Here is an 18,527-nt window from a genome sequence, read left to right on the forward strand (position 1 = left end):
CGAGGAGCAGCAAGTTGCGCAACGACTACGCCGACGTCTTCCAGGACACCGCCGCCGTCGAGCGGTACGAGTCCGTCGAGTACGCCCCGGACGGGTACGCGGCGGCGATCAACCGGCGGCAGCGCGCGTACCTGCGCGACCTGGTCGGGCGGTCGTTCGAGACCCGCCGGCCGGTGCAGCACGACTTCGCCTGCGGGACCGGGCGGGCACTGCGGGCGCTGCACGGCATGGTGCGCGGCGCGCACGGCTACGACTCGTCGCCGGCGATGCTGGCCAAGGCCGACGAGCTGGGCGCCCTGGCCGAACTGCACCGGGTCGAGGCGACCGGGCCGGTGCCGTCGCCGGTGGCGACCGACTCGCCGGCGATCGTCACCGTGTTCCGGCTGCTGCTCAACGCCGGTGACGAGGTACGGGAACGGGCGATCGCGTTCGCGGCCCGGGTGCTGCCGCATCAGGAGGCCGGGCTGCTGGTGGTGGAGAACCACGGCAACCGGGGTTCGGCCCGGCACCTGCGGCACCGCCGGCACGTGGGTGAGCCGTGGTTCGCCGAGCTTTCCCACGAGGAGGTGACGACGCTGCTGGCCCGGTACGGCTTCAGCATCGTGGAGCGGCGCGGTTTCTCGGTGCTGACCCGGGGCTGGTACGACCGGCGCTGGCTGCGCCCCGTGGCGACGGTCGTCGACAACGTGGCGACCCGTGTCCCGGCCCTGAGCCGCTACTGCGTGAACGTGCTCTACGCGGCCCGCCGCACCGTCCCCCAGGTGGCCCCGCCGCGGGTCCAGCCGCCGCCCCACCCCGACGCCACCACCTGGTAACTCCCCCATGATCCGCGTGATCAGGGAGTAGGTCGCGCGCGTCGCCGGCGCGTCGTCCCTGATCACGCGGGTCTTCGTGGGCCAGAGAACGAGGAGTCCCGATGAGCAGGTGGACCAGGAGCGCGGTCGTGGTGCTCGCCGCCGTGCTGGCCGGCTGTACGGCGGCACCCGCCCCGCCGGAACCCACCGCCGCACCGCCGGCCGGTGTCGCCACCAACCCCGGCCCGTACGACAGCGGCCCGGTCGCCGCCCCCACCGCCGGCGCCCGGCTCGGCGCCTGGGTCAAGCCCCGGGTCTGGGGCCAGGACGGGCGGCGGGCAGCCATCACCGGCTACGAGGAGTCTCTCGACCGCCCGCTCGACATCGTCAACACCTACCGGCGGTTCGACGAGGAGTTCCTCACCCTGACCGACCGGGAGTTCATGGCCCGTGGCGTGACCGTCATGCTCAGTTGGGCGTCCGGCGACACCAGATCCATCGTGGACGGACATCACGACGAGCTGATCCGGGCCCAGGCCCGCCGGGTACGCGCCGCACAGCGCCCGGTGCTGCTGCGCTACCGGTGGGAGATGGACCGGCCGAACCTGCGCGCCACCATGTGGTCGGGGCCGGACTTCGTCGCGGCCTGGCGGCACACCCGCCGGATCTTCGACGAGGAACGGGTCACCAACGCCTCCTGGGTGTGGTGCCCGACGGCCGAGGGCTTCGTCCGGGGCGACGCGCCGGACTTCTACCCCGGTGACGACGCCGTCGACTGGACGTGCGTCGACGTGTACGCCGGCCAGCGGTTCCGGCCGCTGGCGGAGTTGATGGACCCGTTCCTGCGCTGGGCGGCGCAGCGGCCGAAGCCGATCATCGTGGGCGAGTTCGGGGTGGCCCGGGAGTGGGGTTCGGCGGGCCGGGCGGCGTGGCTGCGTGACGCCGCCGTGCTCTTCAAGGCGAACCCGCAGATCAAGGCGGTGGCGTACTTCGAGTCGGATCCGGACGGCAATCCGCCCAAGGGGCAGTTCCAGCTCTCGGACGACCCGCCGGCCTTCGCCGCGTTCACCGAACTGGCCCGCGATCCGTACTTCAACCCGGGCGGCTGAGCATCCCGGGTGCCGCGCGGGCGGCACCCGGTCAGCGCGCCGGTAGCGGCACCGCCCGCCTCGACGCCGGCCGGCGCGGCAGCGCCCGGCCGGGTGACGTACGGCGGGACACCGCGTGCCGGGCCGCCGCCGTCGTGGCGAGCAGCCGCAGCGCGTACGGGGCGTCGTGGCACAGGTAGCGGCCGGCGAGGCGGCGGGGTTCGGTGCCGAGCCGGTGCGCCCACTCCAGACCGGACCGCTGCATCCACAGTGGAGCGCGGAGCTGGTCGCCGGCCGCGAAGTTGACCGCCGCTCCGCAGCCGAGGAACCAGGCGGCCGGCATCCGGGCCCGCAGCCGGTCGATGATCCGCTCCTGCTTCGGGAAGCCGAGCCCCACCAGGACCAGGTCGGGCCGGGCGGCCACCACCTCGGCGCAGACCCGGTCGAGGTGCGCGGGGTCGCGGTCGAAGCCGTAGCGGGGGCTCAGCGTGCCGGCCACGCGCAGGCCGGGGCAGCCGGCGGTGATCCGCCGGGCGGCGCGGACGGCACCGGCGGCGGTCCCGGCGGCCGGCGGGTCGCCGCCGAGGACGAAGACCGAACGGCCGTCCAGCCCGAGGCCGTACGACAGCGACCAGAGCAGGCTGGAACCGGCGACCCGCTCCGGCAGGGGGCTGCCGGCGAGTTGGCTGGCCCACACCAGGGGCATGCCGTCGGCGACGACGAGGGTGGCGTCGGCGAGGTGGGCGCGTACGCCGGGGTCGGTCCGGGCCTGCCGGAGGATGTCGACGTTGGGGGTGATGATCCGGCCGCCGGCTCCCCGGCGCAGCGCGTCGCGGACCATCGCGACCACCCGGTCCTCGGTGAGTGCGTCGAAGTCGGTACCTCCGACGTTTATCCGACGAAACGTCGCGTACAGCCCCAAACCAAGCTCCTCACCGGTCGATCGCTCGTTATACCTATGAAACGAGCGAAGGCGGTTAAAAGTGGCAGTAGTTCTCTTTGTCGGTGGATTAGGGCGAAGTGGCACAACACTGGTCGAGCGCCTGATGGGTGAACTGCCCGGCGTGTGCGCTCTGGGCGAGGTCGTACACCTCTGGCAACGCGACGTCCGCGACGACGAACGATGCGGCTGCGGGGCCCGCTTCTCGGCCTGCCGGTTCTGGCAACTCGTCGGCGAACGCGCCTTCGGCGGCTGGCAGCAGGTCGACGTCTACCGGGTGCTGGCGCTGAAGGAGGCCGTCGAACGGACCCGGCACATCCCCCGGCTCGCCGGCAGCCGCCTCCCCGACGACCTGCGCGGCCTCGTCGAGGAGTACGCCGGCTACTACCGCGCCGTCTACGCCGCCGCCGCCGACGTCTCCGGCGCCACCGTCGTCGTCGACTCCTCCAAGCACAGCGCGCTCGCCCACTGCCTGCGCTGGGCACCCGGCATCGACCTGCGGGTCGCCCACGTCGTACGCGACGCGCGCGGGGTCGCGTACTCCTGGACCAAGACCGTCGGGCGGCCGGAGACCGACGGCGCCGACACCATGACCCGGTACGCGCCCGGCCGCTCCGCCCTGCTCTGGAACGCGCACAACGCCGCCTTCGGGCTGCTCGCCCGGCGCGGCGTGCCCGTCCTGCGGGTCCGGTACGAACAACTGGTCGGCGGGCCGGTCGACGAGCTGCGCCGGCTGGCCGCCTTCACCGGCGTCGACCTCTCCGGCACCGATCTCGGCTTCGTCACCGGCACGCACGCCGACCTGCGGGTCGGGCACAGCGCGGCGGGCAACCCGATGCGGTTCCAGGTCGGCCGGATCCCGCTGCGGCACGACGACACCTGGATGGCCGCCCTGCCACCGGGGCAGCGGCGGCTGGTCGGCGCGGTCTGCGCACCGCTGCTGCGCGCGTACGGCTATCCGCTGCGCGGGACCGGCACGGCGCGTACCGGGGTCGCCGCCACCCCGGGTGACCAGCGGTGATCGCGTGGCCGTCGGTCGGCGTGGTCGTCCCGACCCGCGACCGCCCCGAACTGCTACGCCGGACGCTGGCGAGCGTGCGCGCCCAGGACTACCCCGGCCGGCTGCGGGTGGTCGTCGTCTTCGACCACAGCGCCCCGGACTACCTGCTGGCCACCACCGACGGGGTGCCGGTGATGGTGCTCGGCAACTGCCGCACCCCGGGCCTCGCCGGCGCCCGGAACACCGCGATCGTGGCGCTGGACACCGACCTGGTCGCGTTCTGCGACGACGACGACCGGTGGGCGCCGGACAAGCTGCGCCGGCAGGTGGCCGCCCTGGCCGCCGCCGGGTCCGGCGCCGAGTTCGCGTCGTGCGCGATCGAGGTCGAGTACGACGGCCACCGCACCCCCCGGCTCGCCGGTGTCGACCGGGTCACCGTCGACCACCTGGCCCGCTCCCGGATGGCGATGCTGCACTCATCGAGTTTCCTCGTCGAACGCGCCGCGCTGACCGACCCCGACCGGATCGGCCTGGTCGCGGAGGACGCGCCGGGCAGCCAGAACGAGGACTGGGACCTGCTGTTGCGGGCCGCCCGCCGGTCACCCGTCGTCCACGTCGACGAGCCGCTGGTACGCGTGCTCTGGGGGCGTACGTCGCACTACGCCTACGAGTACGCCACCAAGATCTCGTCGTTGCGCTGGATGATGGCCCGGCATCCGGAGATCAGCGGCTGCCGCCCCGGCGCGGCCCGGGTCTACGGGCAGCTGGCCTGCTGGTCGGCGGCGACCGGCAACCGGGCGGAGGCGTGGCGGTGGACCCGGGAGGCGGTGCGGTCCAACTGGCGGGAGCCGCGGGCGGCGATCGCCCTCGCCGCGATCACCGGCGCGGTACGGGTGGAGAACGTGCTCGCCACCCTGCACCGGCGCGGCCGCGGGATCTGAACCGACCGCTGGGGCAGCCCGGCGTTCCGCGCCAGCACGATGGCCGCTAGTGTGCGTATCTGTTGGATTACGTTTGGATCTGGGGGCCAGCGGATGTTCGAATCCGGGAGTCGACGATGAAGCGCACGATGGTCCGGCTCGCCGACGGCCGCGACCTCATCTACTACGACGAACGCGACGACGCCGTACGCGAGGGACCCGACCGGCGCGACCTGCCGCCACCACCACCCGCCTCGGAGCTGCGCTACGACCCGCTGCTCGACGAGTGGGTGGCGATCGCCGCCCACCGGCAGACCCGCATCTTCCTGCCACCGACCGACCAGTGCCCGCTGTGTCCGTCCACACCGGACCAGTCGTCGGAGATCCCGGCGTACGACTACGACGTCGCCGTGTTCGAGAACCGGTTCCCGTCCCTGAGCGCCCGCACCGGCGAGCCCGGCGAGGAGCCGACGCCCTACACCCCGACCCGGCCCGGCCTCGGGCGGTGCGAGGTCGTCTGCTTCACCGCCGACCACCACGCGTCGTTCGCCACCCTGCCCCCGGCCCGGGTCCGCACCGTGCTCGACGCGCTCGCCGACCGGACCGGCGAACTGTCCGAGCTACCCGGCGTCGAGCAGATCTTCTGCTTCGAGAACCGCGGCGTCGAGATCGGCGTCACCCTGCACCACCCGCACGGCCAGATCTACGCGTACCCGTTCCTCACCCCGCGCACCCGGGCGATGATGGCCGCGGCCCGGCGGCACGCCGAGCGCACCGGCGGACGCAACCTGTTCGCCGACGTACTCGCCGCCGAACGGGACGCTGGCGAACGGGTCGTGGCGTCGAACGCGCACTGGACCGCGTACGTCCCCGCCGCCGCCCGCTGGCCGTTCGAGGTGCACATCGCACCGCACCGGCAGATGCCCGACCTGCCCGCGCTCGACGACGCCGAGCGCGCCGCCTTCGGGCCGCTCTACCTCGACGTCCTGCGCCGCTTCGACCAGCTCTTCGACAAGCCGATGCCGTACATCTCGGCCTGGCACCAGGCCCCGGTACGCGTCGACCGCGACCTCGGCTACCTGCACCTGCAGCTGTTCAGCGTCCGCCGCGCCGCCGACAAACTGAAGTATCTCGCCGGCTCCGAGTCGGCGATGGGCGTCTTCATCAACGACATCCGCCCCGAACAGGCGGCGGCCATGCTGCGCCAGGTGTCCAGCCGCCGGGCCGGCTAGCGCGCGGCCGGACGTCGTCACCAACGACATCGACGCAATTCACGACTTGTCAGCACCTGGACGGCATTACCAATAGACATTTATTTTCGTCATTGCCGGAAAAGAATAGCGGTAACTAGGGTCGACTCACCCCCGCCGAAGAACGGAGCGACCCATGAAGCACACCCGCATCCGGTCCATCATCGCCGGTGTCGTCGCCGGCCTGGTCGCGGCGACGACCCTCGCGTTCGCCGGCGCCGCACCGGCCGCCGCCATCGGTCAGGAGACGTTCGGCTGCCGCATCGCGCCGGGCGTCGTGCTGACCTGGAACACGTATTGCACCAACAGCGCGCCGGCCAGCACCTACAACGCCGGTTTCGCCGTACTGAACACGTCCGGAAGCTACACCTTCTCCTGGAGCGTCAGCGGCCCCTACCAGTCGATCAACACCGGCTGCACCGCGACCTCGTCCTCCTGCTCGGTGTGGGTGGCCAATTCCGACGCGATGATCGTCGCCACCGTCACCTACACGCAGAACGGGCAGAGTCGCACGCAGACCGCCTACGCCACGATCAACCGGTACTGCGGAAGCCACCTCTGCTGAGCGAGCGGTCAGGGCTGCGGGGGGCTCGGGACAGGGCCCCCCGCAATGGGAAGGGACGGCAGGCTGTGCGGCACAGCCGGGGAGCTGGCCGGGCCGGCGTCCCGGTCGGGCGTCCTCGACCGGCTTCGCTCCCCCGGACGCGACTGGCATCGCGTCCACCCCGTACAACGACGGCGGCGCATCCGCGGTAACGCTCGGTGTCGATCGCTGGCGGCGTCCGACGTCGCCCCTGATGCCGGAACGGCGACCACGGACAGAGCGGCCGGAAGCACGAAAATGCCCGCCGGCGAACCGCTGGCGGGCATTTTCCGAGGTGCTGGTCAGGCGCCGAGCTTGCGCGCCAGGTTCTCGTCGAGAGCGTTCATGAACTCGTCGGTGGTCAGCCACGGCGCGTCGCGGGAGATCAGCAGCGCGAGGTCCTTGGTCATCTGGCCGCCTTCGACGGTCTCGATGCAGACCTGCTCCAGCGTGTTGGCGAAGTCGGTGACCGCCGGGGTGTTGTCGAGCTTGCCGCGGTGGGCGAGGCCCCGGGTCCAGGCGAAGATCGAGGCGATCGGGTTGGTCGAGGTCTTCTCGCCCTTCTGCCACTGCCGGTAGTGCCGGGTGACGGTGCCGTGGGCGGCCTCGGCCTCGACCGTACGGCCGTCCGGGGTCATCAGGACCGACGTCATCAGGCCGAGCGAGCCGAAGCCCTGGGCGACGGTGTCGGACTGGACGTCACCGTCGTAGTTCTTGCAGGCCCAGACGAAGCCGCCCTCCCACTTCAGCGCGGCGGCGACCATGTCGTCGATCAGCCGGTGCTCGTAGGTGATGCCGGCGGCGTCGAACTCGGCCTTGAACTCGGCCTCGAAGACCTCGGCGAAGATGTCCTTGAAGCGGCCGTCGTACGCCTTGAGGATGGTGTTCTTCGTCGACAGGTAGACCGGGTAGCCGCGGTCGAGGCCGTAGCGCATCGAGGCGCGGGCGAAGTCGCGGATCGACTCGTCGAAGTTGTACATGCCCATCGCGACGCCGCCGCCGGAGAAGTTGGCGACCTCCATCTCGATCGGGGCGCCACCGTCGGCCGGGGTGTAGGTGACGGTGACCGAGCCGGGGCCGGGTACGACGAAGTCGGTGGCCTTGTACTGGTCGCCGTGGGCGTGCCGGCCGATGATGATCGGCTTGGTCCAGCCCGGGACGAGCCGCGGCACGTTGGACATGATGATCGGCTCGCGGAAGACGACGCCGCCGAGGATGTTGCGGATGGTGCCGTTCGGCGACCGCCACATCTTCTTGAGCCCGAACTCCTCGACGCGGGCCTCGTCGGGGGTGATGGTGGCGCACTTGACGCCGACGCCGTGCCGCTTGATGGCGTTCGCGGAGTCGATGGTCACCTGGTCGTCGGTCTGGTCACGGTACTGGATCGACAGGTCGTAGTAGTCGAGTTCGACGTCGAGGTAGGGCAGGATCAACTGCTCCCGGATCTGCTTCCAGATGATCCGGGTCATCTCGTCGCCGTCGAGTTCGACGACCGGGTTCGCTACCTTGATCTTCGCCATCGGCCGGCGCTCCTCTCGGGAACCTCAGTACTAGCAGTACGAGCGTACTGGATGCACGTGAGGGCGCTCAGGCAGGTCCGGCAAGCACCCACCACGAACCGCGGATGACAGGATGGCGCGGTGCCGGTCAGTCGCCGCTTCGGGTCAGTCACCGTGATCGCCCTGCCGGACGGCGAAGGGCCGTTCTTCGAACCCCGATCAACCGCGTTCCCGCAGGTCACGCCAGCGTTGTGGCGCCGGGCGGACGGGTACGACCCGGGCACGGTGACCGCCGACGGGCAGTGGTGGCTGCGGTTCCGGTGCTTCGCGATCAGGCTCGACGACGATCGGGTGATCATGGTCGACGCCGGTATCGGCCCGGCCGAGGCACCGGCCCGGGCCTGGGCCCCGGTGCCCGGGAGACTGCCCGACGAGTTGGCGACGGCGGGCATCGACCCGGCGGAGGTGGACACTGTCGTACTGACCCACCTGCACACCGACCATGTGGGGTGGGCGGTGACCGGCGGCGCGCCGTACTTCGCCAACGCCCGCTACGTCGTGCAGGGTGCGGAGTTGGCGGCGGTCCGGGCCGCGAACCCGGAACTGGCGGCGTACCTGCTGGATCCGCTGACGGCGACTGGCCAACTGCACATGGTCGAGGGTGACCGACGACTCACCCCCGAGGTACGGGTCGTCGCGACGCCCGGGCACACGCCCGGCCACCAGTCGGTGCTGCTCGAGGTCGGCACGGAAGTCGTGCTGCTCACCGGTGATCTGCTCGTGCACCCGGTGCAGTTGATCGACCCGGCGCAGCCGTACGCGCACGAGGTCGATCCGGCGACCGCCCGGTTGTCACGGGAGGCGCTGCTACGCGACCTCGCCGCCCGACCGGCGGCGGTCCTGGCGACCCCGCATCTGACCGATCCGTTCATCACCTTCGGCGCCCCGGCCGAACCTCCCGGGTGAAACGACGGACCGCCGCACCCCGGGCGGGGTACGGCGGTCCGGTGGGCGGGATCACATGCCCGCGACGTCCTGCTGCTTGGCGCGTACGGCCTCGGCGGCGGCCTTGAGGTCGGCCAGCTCGTTGTCGGTCAGCTTGGTCTCGACGACCTTCTTGACACCCTCGGCACCGATCTCGGCCTCGACGCCGAGGTAGACGCCGGAGATGCCGAACTCGCCGTCGACCCAGGCGCAGACCGGCATGACCGCGCCGGAGTCCTCCGCGACGGCCTTCGCCATCCGGGCGGCGGCGGCGGACGGGGCGTAGTAGGCGGAGCCCGTCTTGAGCAGGGCCACCACCTCGGCGCCGCCGTTGCGGGTCCGGACGACCAGCTCTTCGATCTTGTCGGCCGGGAGCACGTCGGCCAGCGGCTTGCCGTTGACGCTGCTCTGCGACGGCACCGGCACCATGGTGTCGCCGTGCGAGCCGAGGGTCAGCGTCTTCACCGTGTTGACCGGCACGGCGAGCGTCTCGGCGACGAAGTTGGTGAAGCGGGCGGTGTCGAGCATGCCGGCCTGGCCGAGGACCCGGTTCTTCGGGAACTGGGTGGCGAGCTGGGCCAGCGCGGTCATCTCGTCGAGCGGGTTGGAGACGACGATGACGACGGCGTTCGGGGCGTACTTGGCGACGTTCTCCGCCACGCTCCGGACGATCTTGGCGTTGACCTCGAGCAGGTCCATCCGGCTCATGCCGGGCTTGCGGGGCAGGCCGGCGGTGATGACGACGACGTCGGAGCCCTCGATGGCCTCGTAGCCCTCGCCGTTCGGGCCGGTGGTCGCGCCGACGATCTTGGTCTCGAAGCCCTCGATCGACCGGGACTGGTTGAGGTCGAGGGCGAGGCCCTCGGGCTTGCCCTCGACGATGTCGGTGAGCACGACCGTGTCGAAGACGTCGTACTCGGCGAGGCGCTGCGCGGTCGTCGAGCCGTAGAAGCCGGCGCCGACGACGGTGACCTTCTTGCCCATGGTCGTCTCACTCTCTGATACCGGAAGGCTGGTTTGGGCGGACCGTACCAGTCAGGGCGGGGCCCCGCCGGGCTAGGGGCACAGGCCGTTGACTGGGTCACCCGTGCCGGTCCATAGAAACACGTCGCTGACCCAGGTTCCGTCGGTCAGTTTGTTCCACAGGTCGCTGCTGTACCCGTTCCGGCCCACGTGACGCGTACCCCGGGCGGAACACTCGATGGTGACGGTCGCGCCGTCGGCGACCGTACCCGCCACGGGATGGTTGGCGCCGGCTCCGGAGCGGCGGTTGAGGACGGTGCCGCCGTCGGTGTCGACGACCCCCTGTGTGAATCCGAGCACACCGTGGTTGTGTAGCGTCCCGCCCACGTCGACCCGGCGGGAGCCGTGCCAGGCCGAGCCGCTGTAGTCGGCGCCGGAGGCCGAGATCACCCACTTGCCGAAGTTGTAACGGTCGATCGGCACGTACGCGTTGTTCCGGCGCAGCGAGAAGTGCACGTGCGCGCCGGTGGACGAGCCGCCGCAGGAGACGTCGTTGCCGATGTTGCCGAGGAAGTCGCCCTCCTTGACCGCCCGGCCGTCGGCCTGGATGTTGCCGGCGAGGTGGTAGTAGTCGGTGGCGAAGCCCCGGTCGTGCACCACCCGGATCCAGCCCTTGCCGGAGCCGCACATGGTGTACGCCAGCCCGCCGCGGGCGGCCAGCACCCGGCCGTCGCCGCCGGCGAAGTCGACCGAGCTGCGTACGCCGCCGTTCATCGGGTGCGGACCGCCGGTGTAGCGCCACGACTGGCCGACCGCGTACGGCAGCCGCATCCCGGTGCGCCGGTCGGCGGGGTTCACCGACAGCGGGCCGGCCTCGGACCGCCCGCCGGCCCGGCCGAGAATCCGGCGTTCGTCCTCGCGCAGGATCGTCGAACCGGCGCTGAGTTCGGCGAACGCCGGCTCGCCCTCGACCGCGACCCGCCACTCACCGCCCGCCCGCCGGGCCACGAAGAGCCACCCCACCGGGTACGCCCCGGCGGCCGCGGGTGCCCGTACCACCACGCTGCCGAACCCGTGCTCGTCGGTGCTCCGCGCGACGACGACGTCGGGGTCCGGGTCGGCGACGGACGGGACGGGTCCGCCCTGCCGCTGCTCGGCCCGCGACTGCTGGGTGCGGAGTTGCCCGTCGCGCAGGTGGGCGGCGACCGCGTCGGCGAGGTCGGCGGGCGCTGCGGCGTGCACGGGCGCCGGGATGCCGGCGACCAGCACGATGACTACAAAAGACGCGATAGGGGTTCGCATCCCCTCATAGTTACCAAATCAGACACGCGTCCCGGGTCGCCACGCCGCGATCTTGCCCATATCACCTCCCAAACAGGGCAAAGGGAGGAGACAAGTGCAAGATCGCGGGACCAGGGCGAGAAGGGTCAGGAGCGTTCGGCGCGCTCCACGACGTTCGTCAGCAGCATCGCCCGGGTCATCGGGCCGACCCCGCCGGGCATCGGCGCGATCGCGCCGGCCACCTCGCGCACCTCGGCGTCGACGTCGCCGGTGTAGTGCCCCTTGCCGTCGGCGCCGACGACCCGGGTGATCCCGACGTCGATGACCACCGCCCCCGGCCGGACCATCTCGGCGGTGAGCAGACCGGGTACGCCGGCCGCGACGATCACGATGTCGGCCGCCCGGGTGTGCGCGGCCAGGTCGAGGGTGCCGGTGTGGCACAGGGTCACGGTCGCGTTCTCGCTGCGCCGGGTCAGCAGCAGCCCGAGCGGCCGGCCGACGGTGTTGCCCCGCCCGACGACCGCCACCTCGGCGCCCCGCAGCGGTACGTCGTACCGGCGCAGCAGCTCGACGATTCCGCGCGGGGTGCACGGCAGCGGGGCGTCGTAGCCGAGCACCAGCCGGCCGAGGTTGACCGGGTGCAGCCCGTCGGCGTCCTTGTCCGGGGCGATCGACTCGAGCACCCGCTGGGTGTCGATCTGCCCGGGCAGCGGCAGCTGCACGATGTAGCCGTGGCACGCCGGGTCGGCGTTGAGCTCGGCCACCACCTCGTCGACCTGGTCCTGGGTGGCGTCGGCGGGCAGCTCGCGCCGGATCGAGGCGATGCCGACCTCGGCGCAGTCGCGGTGCTTGCCGTTGACGTACGCCTGCGAGCCGGGGTCCTCCCCGACCAGCACCGTGCCGAGCCCGGGGACGATGCCCCGCTCGGCGAGGGCCTTGACCCGCCCCCGCAACTCGTCCTTGATCGCCGCCGCGGTGGCCTTGCCGTCCAGAAGGTTCGCCGTCACGTCCGGATCGTCTCACGCGGCCGGCGCCGACCCGGCGAACCCCCCAAGATCCCGCCCACCAGGAAGCCACGCCGGCGCGGACGGCGCGGGCGGCGCACTGATCAAGGTGATACAACGCGATCGAGCAGCCCACGGCGGGCGTCGGTGGGCCGCCCCGGCGGTTGCGGGGCGGCCCACCGGCCTCCGGACGCTCCGATGGTGCGTCAACCGGCCGCTACCCCACGCTTCTCGTGACGTGGCGGTGTGTGTGGTGATCGTTAGTTGTTCCGCGGTTGTCCGTACGGCGTGTCGAACTGCTGGGCAGCAGACGATCACGGGTGCCCTGACGGTTTGCCGAGGAAGGACCCCAAAGTCACCGCCCACTACCACCCGCATCAGCTCACCACTGATGAACCGACCCCGCCATGCTCACAGTCAGTGGAAGAAGTGGCGGGTGCCGGTCAGGTAGAGGGTCACGCCGGCCGCCTGCGCCGCCGCGATCACCTCCTCGTCGCGTAGCGATCCGCCGGGCTGCACGACCGCGCGGACCCCGGCGTCGAGCAGCACCTGCAGGCCGTCGGGGAACGGGAAGAACGCGTCGGAGGCGGCGACCGCCCCGCGCGCCCGCTCGGCACCGGCGCGCGACACCGCCAGGTGCGCGGCGTCGACCCGGTTGACCTGGCCCATCCCGACCCCGACGGTCGCCCCGTCGGCGGCCAGCAGGATCGCGTTGGACTTGACCGCGCGCACCGCCCGCCAGGCGAACGCCAGGTCCCGCAGTACGTCGTCGGCGGCGGCCTCGCCCGCGACCAGCCGCCAGGTGGCCGGGTCGTCGCCGGGAGCGTCCACCCGGTCGGCCGTCTGGGTCAGCACTCCCCCGCTGACCTGCCGCCACTCGACCGGCGCCGGCCGCCAGGCGGGCGCCTTCAGCAGGCGGATGTTCTTCTTGCCGGACAGCACCTCGACCGCGCCGTCCTCGTAGGCCGGGGCCACCACGACCTCGGTGAAGATCTCGGCGACCTGCTTGGCCAGCTCGACGGTGACCGGCGCGTTGACCGCGATGACGCCGCCGAACGCCGACACCGGGTCACAGGCGTGCGCCTTTCGGTGCGCCTCGGCGACATCGGCACCGACCGCGATCCCGCACGGGTTGGCGTGCTTGATGATCGCCACCGTGGGCTCGGTGAAGTCGTGGGCGGCCCGCCACGCCGCGTCGGCGTCGACGTAGTTGTTGTAGGACATCTCCTTGCCGTGCAACTGCTCGGCCTGGGCGAGTCCGGCGGGGGCGTCCGGGTCGAGGTAGAGCGCGGCCTGCTGGTGCGGGTTCTCGCCGTACCGCAGCGTGGCCGAGCGGCGCAGTGCCAGGCCGGCGAAGCGCGGCGCCCACTCCTCGTCGGGGGCCAGCACCCGGGCGCACCAGGCGGCGACGGCGACGTCGTATTCCGCGATGTCGGCGAAGGCCCGTGCGGCGAGCAGCCGGCGCTGGGCGAGGGTGAAACCACCGTCGGACAGGGCGGCGAAGAGCATCGGGTACGCCGTCACCGACGTCACGACCGCCACGGACGGGTGATTCTTGGCGGCGGCCCGGACCATCGCCGGCCCACCGATGTCGATCTGCTCGACGCAGCCGTCGACGTCGGCGCCGGACGCCACCGTCTCCTGGAACGGGTAGAGGTTGGAGACCAGCAGGTCGAACGGCGCGATCCCCAGCTCGGCGAGCTGATCGGCGTGCGACTCCAGCCGCAGGTCGGCGAGCAGGCCGGCGTGCACCCGCGGGTGCAGGGTCTTGACCCGCCCGTCGAGGCACTCCGGGAAGCCGGTCAGCTCCTCCACCCGGGTCACCGGGACACCGGCGCCCTCGATGGTCGACGCGGTCGAACCGGTGGAGACGATCTCGACCCCGGCCGCGTGCAGCGCCTGGGCCAGCTCGGTCAGCCCGGTCTTGTCGTACACGCTGACCAGCGCCCGCTTGATCGGGCGGCGGCCGTCCGGCGCGGCGTTCATGGAATCGTGACCTTTCTTCCGGTGATGGTCCAGCCCTCGCGGACCAGCCGGCCGACGCTGTCGACGAGCTGCCGCCGCTCGGCTTCCTTGATCCGTTCGGTGAGGGTTTCCTCGACGTCGTCGGGCAGCACCGGCACCGCGACCTGGGCGATGATCGGCCCGGTGTCGACCCCGGCGTCGACGAAGAACAGCGTCGCGCCGGCCAGCTTCACGCCGTAGGCGAGCGCGTCGCGGGGGCCGTGGATGCCCGGGAACGCGGGCAGCAGCGAGTTGTGGGTGTTGAGGTAGCGGTCGCCGAAGGAGGCGAGGAAATCGGTGCCGACCAGCTTCAGGAAGCCCGCCGAGATCACCAGGTCGGGCTTGTGCTCGGCGACCTGTGCGGTGAGCGCCCGGTCCCAGTCGGCGCGGTCGGCGTGGTCGCGGACCCGCTCGACGAAGGTCGGGACCCCGGCGGCGGCCGCCCGGTCGAGCCCGGCGATCCCGTCCCGGTCCGCGCCGACGGCCACGACCCGGGCCCCGTACGCGGGATCGGCGCACGCGTCGAGCAGGGCCTGGAGGTTGCTTCCGGATCCGGAGACGAGGACGACGAGGCGGGCGGCTGGCGCGCGGTCGGTCACGCAGAGCACCCTACCGGCCAGGTCACGACGACCTTTTCGCGCCCCGCGCGCCCGGCCGGCGGGCACCGCACCGGCGGAGCCGGGCTGCCGGACGGCTGATGCGAGGCGATGCACGGAGCTGCATGTCGCCTGATAGTTGGTGCCGAATTGTCGCCACGACCGGGTACGCTGCCGGACGCTCGGGCATCGATGTCCGACTCGACAGTGAATCGTCAAGGAGCAGGTTCCGTGGGCTACCCCTCGCACCCACCGCACCAGGTGGACAACAACATGACGATGTCCATCGTCTCGATCTTCCTGTTCTGGCCGCTGGCCATTCCGGCCATCATCAACGCCTCCAAGGTCAACCAACTGCTTCAGCAGGGCGACTTCATGGGCGCCCAGGCGGCGGCCGCGGAGTCCCGGAAGTGGTCGAAACTCGCCCTGATCGTCGGCATCTCGTGGTACGTGATCAGCATCATCTGCTGCGTCATCTACTTCGTGGTGATGGCGGGCTCGATAGCCTCTAGCACAGTCTGAGAAATAGTCCGCCGAACAAGGAGTGCCCATGCAGCCCGGCTATCCCGGCCAGGATCCGTACGGCAAGCAGCCGCAGGACCCGAATGCGCCGCAGTACCAGGACCCGTACGCGCAGCCGCAGCAGCCGTACGGCCAGCCCACCTCCGGCCAGCCCTACGGCCAGCCGACCTCGGGGCAGCCGGCCTACGGCCAGCCGGTGTCCGGTGACCCGTACGGCCAGCCGGTGTCCGGCAGCCCCTACGGCCAGCCGTCGTACCAGGACCCGTACGCCCAGCAGCAGCAGCCGACCTCGGGCCAGCCGTACGGTACCGCACCGGGCTACCCGGCGGCCTCCTACGGCGCGCCCGCGTCCTCGCAGAACAACACGCTCGGCCTGATCGGCATGATCGTCGGCATCGTGGCGTTGCCGCTGGCGTTCTGCTGCGGCCTGTTCAGCCTGCCGCTCGGCGTCGGCGCGATCGTGCTCGGCTTCCTCGGCAAGAACAAGGCCGACCAGGGGCAGGCCAGCAACCGTGGCCAGGCCATGGCCGCTCTGATCTGCGGTGCGTCGAGCATCGTCCTGGCGATCATCATGGTCATCGTCGGTCAGATGATCGATCTGGGTCCGAGCTTCACCTGATCGTCGCAGCACGTCGAGGGCGTTCCGGCCACCATGGCCGGGGCGCCCTTCGCCGTTGCGGGCCGGCGCCGCTCAGTTCCCGGTGAAAACCCGGGTGGCGGCCGCACCGACGACGGTGCCGACCGCGACGACCACGGTCGCGACCACGGCGACCTGCCACCCGACCGGCCCGACCTCGGCGAGCCGGCCGCCGCCCGCCGGGCCGCCGGAGACGGTGGCGGCGACACCGAGCACCAGTCCGGCGACCGGGCCGCCGATCGCCGCCGCGCCCAGCAGCCCCTTCCAGGACAGCGGCGTACGGTCCCGGGCGGCCGACCGCAGCCGCCGGCGGGCGAGCAGCCAGCCGGCGGCCATCCCGGCGAACACCGGCACGGTGAGCATCGCCGCGCCGAACCCGCCGACCGGCCCGTGCGGCAGGCCGGCGATCAGCGGGATGGCGGGCAGCGCCCCGACGGTGACCTCGGTGGTCCGCACGACCGTGTCGGTGCCGACCGCGAAGCCGGGACCGAGCAGGTAGGCGCTGGCCCAGATCGCCGCGTTGGGGGCGTACGCGACGCTGACGAGGGTGATGCCGGCCTGGCCGGTCACTCCGGCCCGGTAGGCCTGGATCATGCTGCTGGCGTCGCCGCCACCGGTCGCCACCGCCAGTCCGGCCGTACCGGCCCCGGCGCCGATCAGCAGCAGCGCCGCGACGACCCCGGTGCGGATGCCGTGTCGCAGGGGGCCGGGCAGGCGCCGGGCGACGACGCGCAGCGCCCCGGTGGTGCGCAGGGCGCCGACCAGGGCGGCGAGCGCCCCGAAGACGGCGAGGTTGGCGGCGGCCCGCAGCGGTGAGACGTGCAGTCCGTCGGTGCCGACGGCGAGCGCGGCGAGCGCCCCGATCAGTCCGTACGCGCAACCGATGACGACCGCGACGAGGAAGGCCTGCCGCGGTGAGCCGTGGTGCCGGGCGCCGATCGCCCGGCTGACGTGTACGCCGGCGCGGCTGACCCGCCACGCGGCCAGGGCGGCGAGCGCCATCGGCGCGAGGCCGAGCGGTCCGGCGCCGGTCTCCAGTGGCACCCCGTGGCCGAGCAGCCAGGCGGCGAGTCCGACCCGGGCGGCGCCGCCGAACGTGGCGGCGTCCTCGGCGAGCTGGGCGAGGCCCATGACGACGGCGACCGGCAGGTAGGAGACCAGCGCCGCCCAGAGCGTGGCGACGGCTGCGGCGACGGCGATGGGTGCCCGGCCGCCGCGACGCACGCCACCGGACCGCTGCGTGGGCAGGCGTACGGTCGGCCGGTTGCCGACGTCGATCGGCTCGGTGCGGCGGTTGCCGACGTCGATCGGCTCGGTCTGGCGGCTGCCCAGGTCGGCGGGAAACGGCTCCTCGGCCCCGTCGGCGCGAGAAGGCTGGTCAGGGGTGCTGGCTGCCATCAAGGCCCCACTTAAACACGCGAAAGGGTGTGGTGGTTCGCGACACCACCGTCGCCGACGCGTCAGTTCCCTGTAGCGGTGGACATTAAGCGCAAATCTCTCTACGCCCAGGTCACTCCACGAACGACGAACGGGGCCGACCGTGTCACACGGCCGGCCCCGTTACCGTACGTCACTCAGGCGCCGGTGATGATCTCGCGCATCAGTCGCGCGGTCTCGCTCGGCGTCTTGCCGACCCGCACCCCGGCCGCCTCCAGTGCCGCCTTCTTGGCGTCGGCGGTGCCGGACGAGCCGGAGATGATGGCGCCGGCGTGGCCCATCGTCTTTCCGGGCGGCGCGGTGAAGCCGGCGATGTAGCCGACCACCGGCTTGGTCACGTTGGCCTTGATGAAGTCGGCCGCCCGCTCCTCGGCGTCGCCACCGATCTCACCGATCATCACGATGGCGTCGGTGTCCGGGTCGTCCTGGAAGGCGGCGAGCGCGTCGATGTGGGTGGTGCCGATGATCGGGTCACCGCCGATGCCGACGCTGGTGGAGAAGCCGATGTCCCGCAGCTCGTACATGAGCTGGTAGGTCAGCGTGCCGCTCTTGCTGACCAGGCCGATCCGGCCGGCCGGGGTGATGTCGGCCGGGATGATGCCGGCGTTGGACTGGCCCGGCGAGGCGATGCCGGGGCAGTTCGGGCCGATGATGCGGGTCTTGTTGCCGGACGCCACGTTGTGCGCCCAGAACGCGGCGGTGTCGTGCACCGGCACGCCCTCGGTGATGACCACGGCGAGCGGGATCTCGGCGTCGATCGCCTCGACCACGGCCGCCTTGGTGAACTGCGGCGGCACGAAGATGACGGTGACGTCGGCCCCGGTCTCCTTGATCGCGTCGGCGACCCCGGCGAAGACCGGCAGGGACGTGCCGTCGAAGTCGACCGACTGGCCCGCCTTGCGCGGGTTGACGCCACCGACGATGTTGGTGCCGGCGGCCAGCATCCGACGGGTGTGCTTCGACCCCTCGGAGCCGGTCATCCCCTGGACGATGACCTTCGAGTCCTTGGTCAGCCAGATTGCCAT

General features: G+C 72.0%; 18 protein-coding genes. 9 read left to right on the forward strand and 9 right to left on the reverse strand.

What is annotated here, in order from left to right:
- The first annotated feature begins 14 nt into the window (after nt 1-14).
- Both AB0I42_RS03895 and AB0I42_RS03900 read left to right on the forward strand, forming a co-directional pair.
- Nucleotides 15-815, forward strand: a complete 801-nt coding sequence (locus AB0I42_RS03895) for an SAM-dependent methyltransferase (RefSeq protein WP_357533932.1) — start codon at nt 15-17, stop codon at nt 813-815.
- 101 nt (nt 816-916) lie between these two features.
- Entirely contained in the window at nt 917-1,903 is a 987-nt protein-coding gene (locus tag AB0I42_RS03900) for a glycosyl hydrolase (RefSeq protein ID WP_357533934.1), read from the forward strand.
- A gap of 31 nt (nt 1,904-1,934) precedes the next feature.
- On the opposite strand, the gene AB0I42_RS03905 is transcribed toward AB0I42_RS03900, so the two are convergent.
- A complete protein-coding gene (locus AB0I42_RS03905; protein ID WP_357533936.1) occupies nt 1,935-2,804 on the reverse strand; it encodes a WecB/TagA/CpsF family glycosyltransferase in 870 nt (289 codons plus the stop codon).
- A 61-nt stretch (nt 2,805-2,865) separates the two neighbouring features.
- Here AB0I42_RS03905 and AB0I42_RS03910 point away from each other — a divergent pair, with 61 nt between their 5' ends.
- From AB0I42_RS03910 to AB0I42_RS03925, 4 genes are all read left to right on the forward strand, one after another.
- A complete protein-coding gene (locus AB0I42_RS03910) occupies nt 2,866-3,843 on the forward strand; it encodes a sulfotransferase (protein ID WP_357533938.1) in 978 nt (325 codons plus the stop codon).
- The gene (locus AB0I42_RS03915) at nt 3,843-4,763 is read left to right on the forward strand and encodes a glycosyltransferase (protein WP_357534133.1); all 921 of its coding nucleotides are present in this window, start codon (nt 3,843-3,845) and stop codon (nt 4,761-4,763) included. Before AB0I42_RS03910 ends, AB0I42_RS03915 begins: the two co-directional genes overlap by 1 nt.
- A gap of 116 nt (nt 4,764-4,879) precedes the next feature.
- On the forward strand, nt 4,880-5,974 hold the full coding sequence (galT, locus tag AB0I42_RS03920; RefSeq protein WP_357533940.1) for a galactose-1-phosphate uridylyltransferase: 1,095 nt from the start codon (nt 4,880-4,882) through the stop codon (nt 5,972-5,974).
- Between the two features lie 154 nt (nt 5,975-6,128).
- Nucleotides 6,129-6,557 (forward strand): hypothetical protein, encoded by a 429-nt coding sequence (locus AB0I42_RS03925; protein WP_357533942.1) that lies wholly within the window; start codon nt 6,129-6,131, stop codon nt 6,555-6,557.
- A 320-nt stretch (nt 6,558-6,877) separates the two neighbouring features.
- On the opposite strand, the gene AB0I42_RS03930 is transcribed toward AB0I42_RS03925, so the two are convergent.
- A complete protein-coding gene (locus AB0I42_RS03930) occupies nt 6,878-8,095 on the reverse strand; it encodes an NADP-dependent isocitrate dehydrogenase (protein WP_212822778.1) in 1,218 nt (405 codons plus the stop codon).
- A 120-nt stretch (nt 8,096-8,215) separates the two neighbouring features.
- Here AB0I42_RS03930 and AB0I42_RS03935 point away from each other — a divergent pair, with 120 nt between their 5' ends.
- The gene (locus tag AB0I42_RS03935; protein WP_357533944.1) at nt 8,216-9,040 is read left to right on the forward strand and encodes an MBL fold metallo-hydrolase; all 825 of its coding nucleotides are present in this window, start codon (nt 8,216-8,218) and stop codon (nt 9,038-9,040) included.
- A 51-nt stretch (nt 9,041-9,091) separates the two neighbouring features.
- On the opposite strand, the gene mdh is transcribed toward AB0I42_RS03935, so the two are convergent.
- The 5 genes from mdh to purN form a co-directional block, all read right to left on the reverse strand.
- Nucleotides 9,092-10,042 (reverse strand): malate dehydrogenase, encoded by a 951-nt coding sequence (gene mdh / locus AB0I42_RS03940; protein ID WP_357533946.1) that lies wholly within the window; start codon nt 10,040-10,042, stop codon nt 9,092-9,094.
- A 72-nt stretch (nt 10,043-10,114) separates the two neighbouring features.
- Complete coding sequence (locus AB0I42_RS03945) at nt 10,115-11,323, reverse strand: M23 family metallopeptidase (RefSeq protein WP_357533948.1); 1,209 nt, start codon at nt 11,321-11,323, stop codon at nt 10,115-10,117.
- A gap of 125 nt (nt 11,324-11,448) precedes the next feature.
- Nucleotides 11,449-12,309 carry a bifunctional methylenetetrahydrofolate dehydrogenase/methenyltetrahydrofolate cyclohydrolase gene (locus AB0I42_RS03950; RefSeq protein WP_357533949.1) on the reverse strand — a complete coding sequence of 287 codons (861 nt, stop codon included), beginning with the start codon at nt 12,307-12,309 and terminating at the stop codon, nt 11,449-11,451.
- 414 nt (nt 12,310-12,723) lie between these two features.
- Nucleotides 12,724-14,292 (reverse strand): bifunctional phosphoribosylaminoimidazolecarboxamide formyltransferase/IMP cyclohydrolase, encoded by a 1,569-nt coding sequence (gene purH / locus AB0I42_RS03955; RefSeq protein WP_357533951.1) that lies wholly within the window; start codon nt 14,290-14,292, stop codon nt 12,724-12,726.
- A complete protein-coding gene (purN, locus tag AB0I42_RS03960; protein ID WP_357533952.1) occupies nt 14,289-14,909 on the reverse strand; it encodes a phosphoribosylglycinamide formyltransferase in 621 nt (206 codons plus the stop codon). Before purN ends, purH begins: the two co-directional genes overlap by 4 nt.
- A gap of 228 nt (nt 14,910-15,137) precedes the next feature.
- On the opposite strand from purN, the gene AB0I42_RS03965 reads away from it, so the two are divergent.
- Together AB0I42_RS03965 and AB0I42_RS03970 are read left to right on the forward strand one after the other, a co-directional pair.
- Nucleotides 15,138-15,428, forward strand: a complete 291-nt coding sequence (locus AB0I42_RS03965; RefSeq protein ID WP_357533954.1) for a CD225/dispanin family protein — start codon at nt 15,138-15,140, stop codon at nt 15,426-15,428.
- Nucleotides 15,429-15,456: 28 nt separating this feature from the next.
- Complete coding sequence (locus tag AB0I42_RS03970; RefSeq protein WP_357533956.1) at nt 15,457-16,047, forward strand: DUF4190 domain-containing protein; 591 nt, start codon at nt 15,457-15,459, stop codon at nt 16,045-16,047.
- Nucleotides 16,048-16,119: 72 nt separating this feature from the next.
- On the opposite strand, the gene AB0I42_RS03975 is transcribed toward AB0I42_RS03970, so the two are convergent.
- Together AB0I42_RS03975 and sucD are read right to left on the reverse strand one after the other, a co-directional pair.
- On the reverse strand, nt 16,120-17,463 hold the full coding sequence (locus tag AB0I42_RS03975; protein ID WP_357533958.1) for a DUF6350 family protein: 1,344 nt from the start codon (nt 17,461-17,463) through the stop codon (nt 16,120-16,122).
- A gap of 176 nt (nt 17,464-17,639) precedes the next feature.
- Nucleotides 17,640-18,527, reverse strand: coding sequence for a succinate--CoA ligase subunit alpha (gene sucD, locus AB0I42_RS03980; protein ID WP_357533959.1), 888 nt, complete (start codon nt 18,525-18,527; stop codon nt 17,640-17,642).

The sequence above is a fragment of the Polymorphospora sp. NPDC050346 genome (assembly GCF_040655695.1).
Lineage (GTDB): Bacteria > Actinomycetota > Actinomycetes > Mycobacteriales > Micromonosporaceae > Polymorphospora > Polymorphospora lycopeni.